This window comes from Variovorax sp. FW305-3-2-15-B-LB1 (assembly GCF_058787635.1).
Window position 1 is genome coordinate 1 of sequence record NZ_JBYSZY010000102.1, and the last position, 7,378, is coordinate 7,378.

The 7,378-nt window shown below is 65.6% G+C and carries 8 protein-coding genes; 2 read left to right on the forward strand and 6 right to left on the reverse strand.

The features are described 5' to 3' along the window. From AC3WQR_RS31170 to AC3WQR_RS31190, 5 genes are all read right to left on the reverse strand, one after another. Window positions 1-1,237 (reverse strand): type IV pilus secretin family protein (locus tag AC3WQR_RS31170; RefSeq protein WP_492745893.1); only part of this gene is annotated, 1,237 nt, incomplete at its 3' end. Next, on the reverse strand, window positions 1,234-1,776 hold the full coding sequence (locus tag AC3WQR_RS31175; RefSeq protein WP_062471766.1) for a pilus assembly protein PilP: 543 nt from the start codon (window positions 1,774-1,776) through the stop codon (window positions 1,234-1,236). The genes AC3WQR_RS31170 and AC3WQR_RS31175, both read right to left, overlap by 4 nt. Beyond that, window positions 1,773-2,459 carry a type IV pilus inner membrane component PilO gene (locus AC3WQR_RS31180; protein WP_492745895.1) on the reverse strand — a complete coding sequence of 229 codons (687 nt, stop codon included), beginning with the start codon at window positions 2,457-2,459 and terminating at the stop codon, window positions 1,773-1,775. The genes AC3WQR_RS31175 and AC3WQR_RS31180 overlap by 4 nt, the downstream gene beginning before the upstream one ends. Window positions 2,460-2,465: 6 nt before the next feature. Next, entirely contained in the window at window positions 2,466-3,086 is a 621-nt protein-coding gene (locus AC3WQR_RS31185; protein ID WP_070059948.1) for a PilN domain-containing protein, read from the reverse strand. Further along, window positions 3,083-4,162: a pilus assembly protein PilM gene (locus tag AC3WQR_RS31190; protein ID WP_062471776.1), complete on the reverse strand. Its 1,080-nt coding sequence runs from the start codon at window positions 4,160-4,162 to the stop codon at window positions 3,083-3,085. Before AC3WQR_RS31190 ends, AC3WQR_RS31185 begins: the two co-directional genes overlap by 4 nt. Before the next feature lie 251 nt (window positions 4,163-4,413). Here AC3WQR_RS31190 and AC3WQR_RS31195 point away from each other — a divergent pair, with 251 nt between their 5' ends. Further along, window positions 4,414-6,825, forward strand: coding sequence for a penicillin-binding protein 1A (locus AC3WQR_RS31195; protein WP_492745897.1), 2,412 nt, complete (start codon window positions 4,414-4,416; stop codon window positions 6,823-6,825). A gap of 24 nt (window positions 6,826-6,849) precedes the next feature. Here AC3WQR_RS31195 and cyaY read toward each other — a convergent pair whose 3' ends face one another. Continuing rightward, window positions 6,850-7,182, reverse strand: coding sequence for an iron donor protein CyaY (gene cyaY / locus AC3WQR_RS31200; protein WP_062471779.1), 333 nt, complete (start codon window positions 7,180-7,182; stop codon window positions 6,850-6,852). A 12-nt stretch (window positions 7,183-7,194) separates the two neighbouring features. On the opposite strand from cyaY, the gene lptM reads away from it, so the two are divergent. After that, on the forward strand, window positions 7,195-7,378 hold a 184-nt coding region (gene lptM, locus AC3WQR_RS31205; RefSeq protein ID WP_492745899.1), incomplete at its 3' end, for an LPS translocon maturation chaperone LptM.

Below are 7,378 nucleotides of genomic sequence, written 5' to 3' on the forward strand. Positions count from 1 at the left end.
GGCTCAGGATGCGCGAGGTCGCGCCGCCGCCCCCACCACCGCCGCCACCCGCCGATGCACCAGTCCCCGTCAGGCCCTGTGCAATCGCAATGGCCTTCGTGTAGTTCAACTGGAACGACTGCGTGCGCAGCGGCTCCAGGTTCTCGATCGCCGCCTTGGCTTCGAACTCGAGCTTTTCCTTGGCGTTGATCTCGTCCTTGGGCGCGATCCACAGCACGCTGCCGTTCTTGCGCATGCCCAGGTTCTTCGCCTGCATGATGATGTCGAGCGCCTGGTCCCAGGGCACGTCCTTCAGACGCAGCGTCAGTGCGCCGCTGACCGAATCGGAGGTCACGATGTTGAAGTTCGTGAAGTCGGCGATCACCTGCAGCAGCGAGCGGATCTCGATGTTCTGAAAGTTGAGCGACAGCTTCTCGCCGTTGTAGCCGACGCCTTGCGTGAGCTTGCTCGGGTCGACCTTGCGCGCGCGCACTTCCACCACGAACTGGTTTTCGCTCTGGTAGGCGCTGTGCTCCCAGTCGCCCTTGGCATCGATCGTCATGCGCACGCGGTCGCCCGACTGCTGCGAGGTGATCAGCTGCACCGGCGTACCAAAATCGGCCACGTCGAGGCGGCGGCGCAGGCCTTCGGGCAGCGTCGACTTGGTGAACTCCACCACGAGGCTCTTGCCCTGCTGCTTCACATCGACGCCGACCTGGTTGTTCGGCAGGTCGACCAGCACGCGACCGGTGTTGTCGGCGCCGAGGCGGAAATCGACGTCGCGCAGCGGCAGCGTGTCGCGGTTGCGGTTCTCGGCGAAAGTGGTCGCCGCGGAAGCGACGAGTGCCGTCCCGGCCACAGGCTCAAGCACCACCAGCAGCGACTTGCCCTGGATCTCGGCCTTGTACGCCGTGGCCTGCTTCAGGTTCAGCACGACGCGGCTGCGGTCACCGGCCTGCACCACGTTGACCGAGCGCAGGTTGCCCTGGTTCACCTCGATGGCCGAACGCCCGATGGCGTTCGTCACACCCGGGAAGTCCAGCGCGATGCGCGCCGGCGTCTGCACCGAGAACCCGGCAGGCACGGCGGTGAGCGGCTGCGCCAGGTCGATGCGGATCACTTCCGCGCCCGACTGGGTCGAGCTCGTCACCGACTCGATCGCGTTTTGCGCATGGGCGACGGCCAGGGCACCGAAAGCCAGCAGACCCAGCCCGGCGGCGCGCAGCCACTGTGCCATCGTTGATTTTTTATGGTTCATTTCGCACTCTCTTGCAACTGCAGCGTGGCTACGCGTTCGATCCATTCGCCCGCGGCGTCCTGCACGATCTCGCGCAGGGCGACTTCGGTTTCGTTGATACGGGTGATGCGCCCGTAGTTGAGCCCCAGGTATTCGCCGACGCGCACCTTGTAGAGCAGCTTGTCCACACGCACGAGCGCCACCGGCTGGCCGTTGCGGTTCATGCTGCCGACCATCGCCATCGTGTCGAGCGGGAACGCTTCGAGGGCTTCCTTGCGGCGCGCCAGCTCCGGCGCGATCAGCTCGGAGGTGCTCGGCTGGTTCGACTCCCGGCGCAGCGCCTGGGTCAGCTTCAGCATGTTGAAGGGCTCGAACGACGACGCCTCGGTGTAGGCCTGCGGCGTGAACTTCTTGGGCTCGGAGATCGGCGGCACCGAGGGCTTCACCTGCGCGCGCTGCTCGACCATCCAGCGCTGCAGGTCTTCCTGGTCGGAATCGCCGCAGGCGCTCAGGCCCAGCGTGGCCAGTGCCAGCCACAGGACTTTGGCGACCGGCTTCATTTCTTCGCCTTCGGCGCCGTGGCGCGTTTCTGGGCGGCCCGCTCGTCTTCGTCGAGGTAGCGGTAGGTGCGCGCGGTGGCGTCCATCGTCAGCACGTCCTTGTCCTTGTCCTTCTGCGGTGTGATGGTCACGTTGTTGAGCGTCACGATGCGCGACAGGCTGGCCACGTCGGCCGCGAAGGCGCCCATGTCGTGGTAGCGGCCCGTGACGCGCACGGCGATCGGCAGCTCTGCGTAGTAATCCTTGACCGACACTTGGCCCGGACGGAACAGTTCGAACTGCAGGCTGCGGCCGAGGCCGGCCTGGTTGATGTCCGAGAGCAGTGCGTCCATTTCCGCCTTGCTGGGCAGTTGCTTCTCGAGCAGGATCACGTACTGCTGCACCTGCTCGCGCTGCTTCTTCAGCAGGTCGAGGTTGGCGGCTTGCGCCACTTTCTTCTGGTAGTCGGTCCGGAGCGTGACTTCCTTGGCGCGCTCGGCTTCGAGCTCGTCATTGGAGTTCGTGAGCCAGACAAACCACAGGCCCGCCAGCACCAGCGCGGACACGGCCAGGCACAGTGCGTAGCGCGGCACCGCCGGCCACATGGAAGGATCGTTCGGATTCAGTCCGCGGAACTGGTCGCCGAAGTTGCGCAATGCGGTGGCGACGTCGACTTTGGGGAGGGATCGGTTGCTGATGGCCATGATCGATTACCCCTTCGCCTGCGCCTTGGCGGCCAGGGCCTTCTCGGCCTCCGCCTTCTGCGCATCGGTGGGCCGCTTGAGGCCGATGCGCATCGTGAAGTTCGCCACGCGGCGCTGGTCGCGCTGGCTCAGGTTCACGTTGGCCGAGGTGATTTCGACCAGCTCGGGCTTCACCAGCCAGGGGCTGTTGTTGCCGAGGTTGCGCAGCAGCTCCGACACGCGCTCGTTCGACTGCGCCATGCCTTGCAGGGTCACGGTCTGATTCTCCTGCTTCATGCTGGTGAGGTAGACGCCGTCGGGCAGTTGCCGGACGAGTTCGTTGAGCAAGTGCACGGGCAGATTGCGGTCGCCTTGCAGGTCTTCCACGGCCAGCTGGCGCGCGCGCAAGGCTGCGATTTCCTCCTGCAGTGTCGAGATTTCCTTGATCTCGACCTCGAGCTTCTTGATCTCGGCCTGAAGGAAACCGTTCTTCGATTGCTGAGCCGAAATCTGGGCCTCGAACCACAGGTAACCGAGGCCGGCGATCAGGGCACCCAGCAGCGCGGCACCACCCAGGGTGCCGTAAAAAGCCTCGCGGCGGCGCTTGCGCGCGGCTTCGCGGTGCGGAAGCAGATTGATCAGGATCACTGCAGGAACCTCCGCATGGCCAGGCCGCAGGAGGTCAGATAGGAAGGCGCTTCGCGGCGGACCTTCTTCTCGCGAATGCTGGGGCCGAAGTCCATGCCGTCGAACGGATTCACGAGCGAGCAGGCAAAAGAGGTCTGGCGGGTCACGGCATTGGTCAGCCCCGGCAGCGACGACGATCCGCCCGCCAGCAGCACGTAGTCCACGCGGTTGTGCGGCGTGCTGGTGAAGAAGAACTGCAGCGCCCGCGCGATTTCCTGCGCGATGCTTTCGACGAAGGGCTTGAGCACGCCCGAGCCGTAGTCGTCGGGCAGGTCGCCGCTGCGCTTCTTGGCTTCGGCTTCCTCGGCGGAAAAACCGTACTGGCGCACGATCAGCTGGCTCAATTGAGCACCGCCGAAGGCCTGGTCGCGGTCGTACAGCACTTCCTGGTTGCGCAGCACCTGCATGCTGGTCGTGAAGGCACCGACTTCGAACAGCGCCACGATGGCGTCCACGCCCTTGCCCGGCAGTTGCTCGATCAGGCGCGCGGTTGCGAGGCGCGAGGCATACGACTCGACGTCGAGGATCATGGCCTTCAGGCCCGCGGCTTCCGCCAGGCCCTCGCGGTCCTGCACCTTCTCCTTGCGGGAGGCGGCGATCAGCACTTCCACGTCGCCGACGGAGGTCGTGCTCGGTCCCGTCACGCAGAAGTCGAGGCTCACTTCATCGAGCGAGAACGGGATGTACTGGTTGGCTTCGGATTCGACCTGGATCTCGAGCTCCTGCTCGCTCATGCCGCCCGGGAGAATGATCTTCTTGGTGATGACCGCCGAGGGCGGCAGCGCCAGCGCCACGTTGCGGGTCTTGGTGCCGCTCTTTCGCACGACACGGCGCACGGCTTCGGCGACTTCGTCGAATTTCTCGACGTTGCCGTCGGTGATCCAGCCGCGTTCGAGCGGTTCGATGGCGCAGCGCTCCAGAACCAGCTTGCCGCTGGCCTCACGGCCGAGCTCCACCAGCTTCACGCTGGACGAACTGACGTCCAGTCCCAGCAGGGGGGCGTTCTGACGACGAAACAATGATCCAAGAGCAGCCAAGTTAGGTCCCTCTCCCCCTGTTATTTGTAACCAATGGAAAAATATGCGTTCGGTTGCATGCTAGCAGCAGGCACAGCGCCCACCAAGCGTGCAGAAAGCCCGAAACCGACAACCGTTGTCAAAACGTGACGTCAAAGCCGCATTCTGTAACTTTCTGCTTAGCCCCTGGAGAGGGAATGCGCGAGGTAACAAAGATCCGGAGGCGCCGAGGGGGCGACTTTTTATAATGTCCGGTGACTCTCCGGGCCCCCATGCAAGAAACTCCCAGCCCGAAAGGGCGCGCCAAGACTCCTCCACCCGAACGCCCCTTCTGGCTGAAATGGCTGTTGCGTTTCGTGTTCTGGGGGGCGGGCATCGCTGCGGCGGGCCTGCTTTCCATCCTGTGCGTGGTGGCCGTGGCCCTGGCAGTGGCCTACCCCAACCTGCCGGACATCTCGGAACTCTCCGACTACCGACCCAAGCTGCCGCTGCGCGTGTTCTCCGCCGAAGGCACGCAGATCGGCGAGTTCGGGGAAGAGCGACGCAACCTCACTCCCATCGCCGCGATCCCAAAAGTGGTGAAGGACGCCGTCCTGGCCGCCGAAGACGCGCGCTTCTATGACCACGGCGGCGTCGACTACAAGGGGCTGGTCCGCGCCGGCCTCGCCAACCTGAACCGCGTGAAGAGCCAGGGCGCCTCCACCATCACGATGCAGGTGGCCCGCAACGTCTACCTGAGCTCCGAGAAGACGCTGACCCGCAAGATCTACGAGGTGCTGCTGACCTTCAAGCTGGAGCACCTGCTCACGAAGGACCAGATCTTCGAGATCTACCTGAACCAGATCTACCTGGGCAACCGCGCCTACGGCTTCGCGGCCGCTTCCGAGGCCTACTTCGGCAAGCCGCTGTCCGAGATGACGATCGCCCAGGCCGCCATGCTGGCCGGCCTGCCGAAGGCACCCGGCGCCAACAACCCGGTCAACAACCCGCAGCGCGCACGCGGGCGCCAGTTCTACGTGATCGACCGCATGCAGGAGGCCGGCTTCATCACCGCCGAGCAGGCGGCCGAGGCCAAGAAGGAAGAGCTGCACCTGCGCGACGCCGCCGACCCGAACCGCCTGCACGCCGAGTACGTGGCGGAAACCGTGCGCCAGCTGATGTACGCCCAGTACGGCGACAGCACCTACACGCGCGGCCTCAAGGTCTACACCTCGCTGGTCGCCGCCGACCAGGCCGCGGCCTACAAGGCCCTGCGCAAGGGCATCATGGATTACGAGCGCCGTCAGGTGTACCGCGGCCCGGAGAAGTTCATCGACCTGCCGAACGACCCCAAGGAGCTCGACGAAGCGGTGGACGACGTGCTGAACGACCACCCCGACAACGGCGACGTGATGGCGGCCGTGGTGCTCAAGGCCACGCCCAAGGAAATCCAGGCCATCCGCGCCAACGGCGACGCCGTGCAGATCACGGGCGACGGCCTCAAGCCCGCGCAGTCCGGCCTGTCGGACAAGGCACCGCCCAACATCAAGATCCGCCGCGGCGCCGTGATTCGTGTCGCCAAGACGCCCAAGAACACCTGGGAAATCACCCAGCTGCCCGAGGTGGAAGGCGCGTTCGTGGCCATGGACCCGCGCGACGGCGCCATCAAGGCACTGGTCGGCGGTTTCGACTTCGGCAAGAACAAGTTCAACCACGTCACGCAAGCGTGGCGCCAGCCGGGCTCGAGCTTCAAGCCCTTCATCTACTCGGCGGCGCTCGAAAAGGGCTTCACCCCCGCCACCGTCATCAACGACGGCCCGCTGTTCTTCGACGCCGGCACCACCGGCGGCCAGCCCTGGGAGCCCAAGAACTACGGCGGCGGCTTCGACGGTCCGATGTCGATGCGCACGGCGCTGATGAAGTCGCGCAACCTCGTGTCGATCCGCATCCTGCAATCCATCGGCACGCGCTACGCGCAAGACTGGATCACCAACTTCGGCTTCGACAAGGACAAGCACCCCGCCTACCTCCCGATGGCGCTCGGTGCCGGTGCCGTCACGCCGATGCAGATGGCGGTGGGCTATTCGGTGTTCGCCAACGGCGGCTACCGCGTGAATCCGTACCTCGTGACCCGCGTCACCGACCACAAGGACCGCGTGCTGGTCGACGTCCAGCCGCCACTGCTCAACGAAGCGTCGCGCGCCATCCCGCAGCGCAACGCCTTCATCATGGACACGCTGCTGCAGTCCATCACGCGCGCCGGCACGGCCGCGAAGGCGCAGGCGATGCTCAAGCGCCCCGACCTCTACGGCAAGACCGGCACCACCAACGACTCGCTCGACGCCTGGTTCGCGGGCTTCCAGCCCACCATGACGGCGATCTCGTGGATCGGCTACGACACGCCGCGCAACCTGGGCGACCGCGAAACCGGCGGCGGCCTGAGCCTGCCGATCTGGATCAACTACATGGAAACCGCCCTCAAGGGCGTGCCCGTGACCGACCTGTCGACCACGCCGCCTTCGGGCATCGTGAGCGTCGGCGGCGAGTGGTACTACGACGACTACGCGCCGGGCCGCGGCGTGTCGAGCCTGGGCGTGGAATCCTCCGCGCCGGTAGCACCGGCCGAAGCCCTGAGCGGCCCGGCGATCAGCGCGCCTGCGCCGCCCGAGGAGCGCAACCGCATCCTCGACCTGTTCAGGAACTGATCAAGAAAGCGGGAAAGCGGCGGCTCAGGCCGCCGCGAACACCAGCGGCTGCCCCGCCTGCAGGGTCGCCTCGCGCGACAGGTTGCCGAAGAATTCTTCCCCGGTCTTGGTGTCCACCCACACCCGGCCGTCGTGCCGGTAGTGGTAGCCGCCGGAGCGCGCCGCCAGCCAGATTTCCTGCAGCGGCTTCTGCAGGTTCACGATCAGCTGGCTGCCGTTGCGAAACGACATCGTGATCATCCCGCCGACCCGCTGGTTGTCGATGTCGGCGTCGGTCGCGTCGTTGATGCGGTCGCAGCCCTGCTCGATGGCAGCAAGCGCCGCCTCGGCGCGGTCCATGTACTCGGTGTCGGTCATTACAATTTCAGCATGTTGAATGTTCGCCAAATTCTAGTGAGCGCTCGCGCCCGCACCGCGCTCATGGTCTGCCTTGCCGCCAGCGCGGCCGGCCTTGCGGCGTGCGGACAGCGCGGCGCGCTCTATCTGCCTACCGATCCAGCGGCCGCCCAGCGCGCCACCTTGCCCCAATTGCTCACCCCCGGCGGCTCCAAAG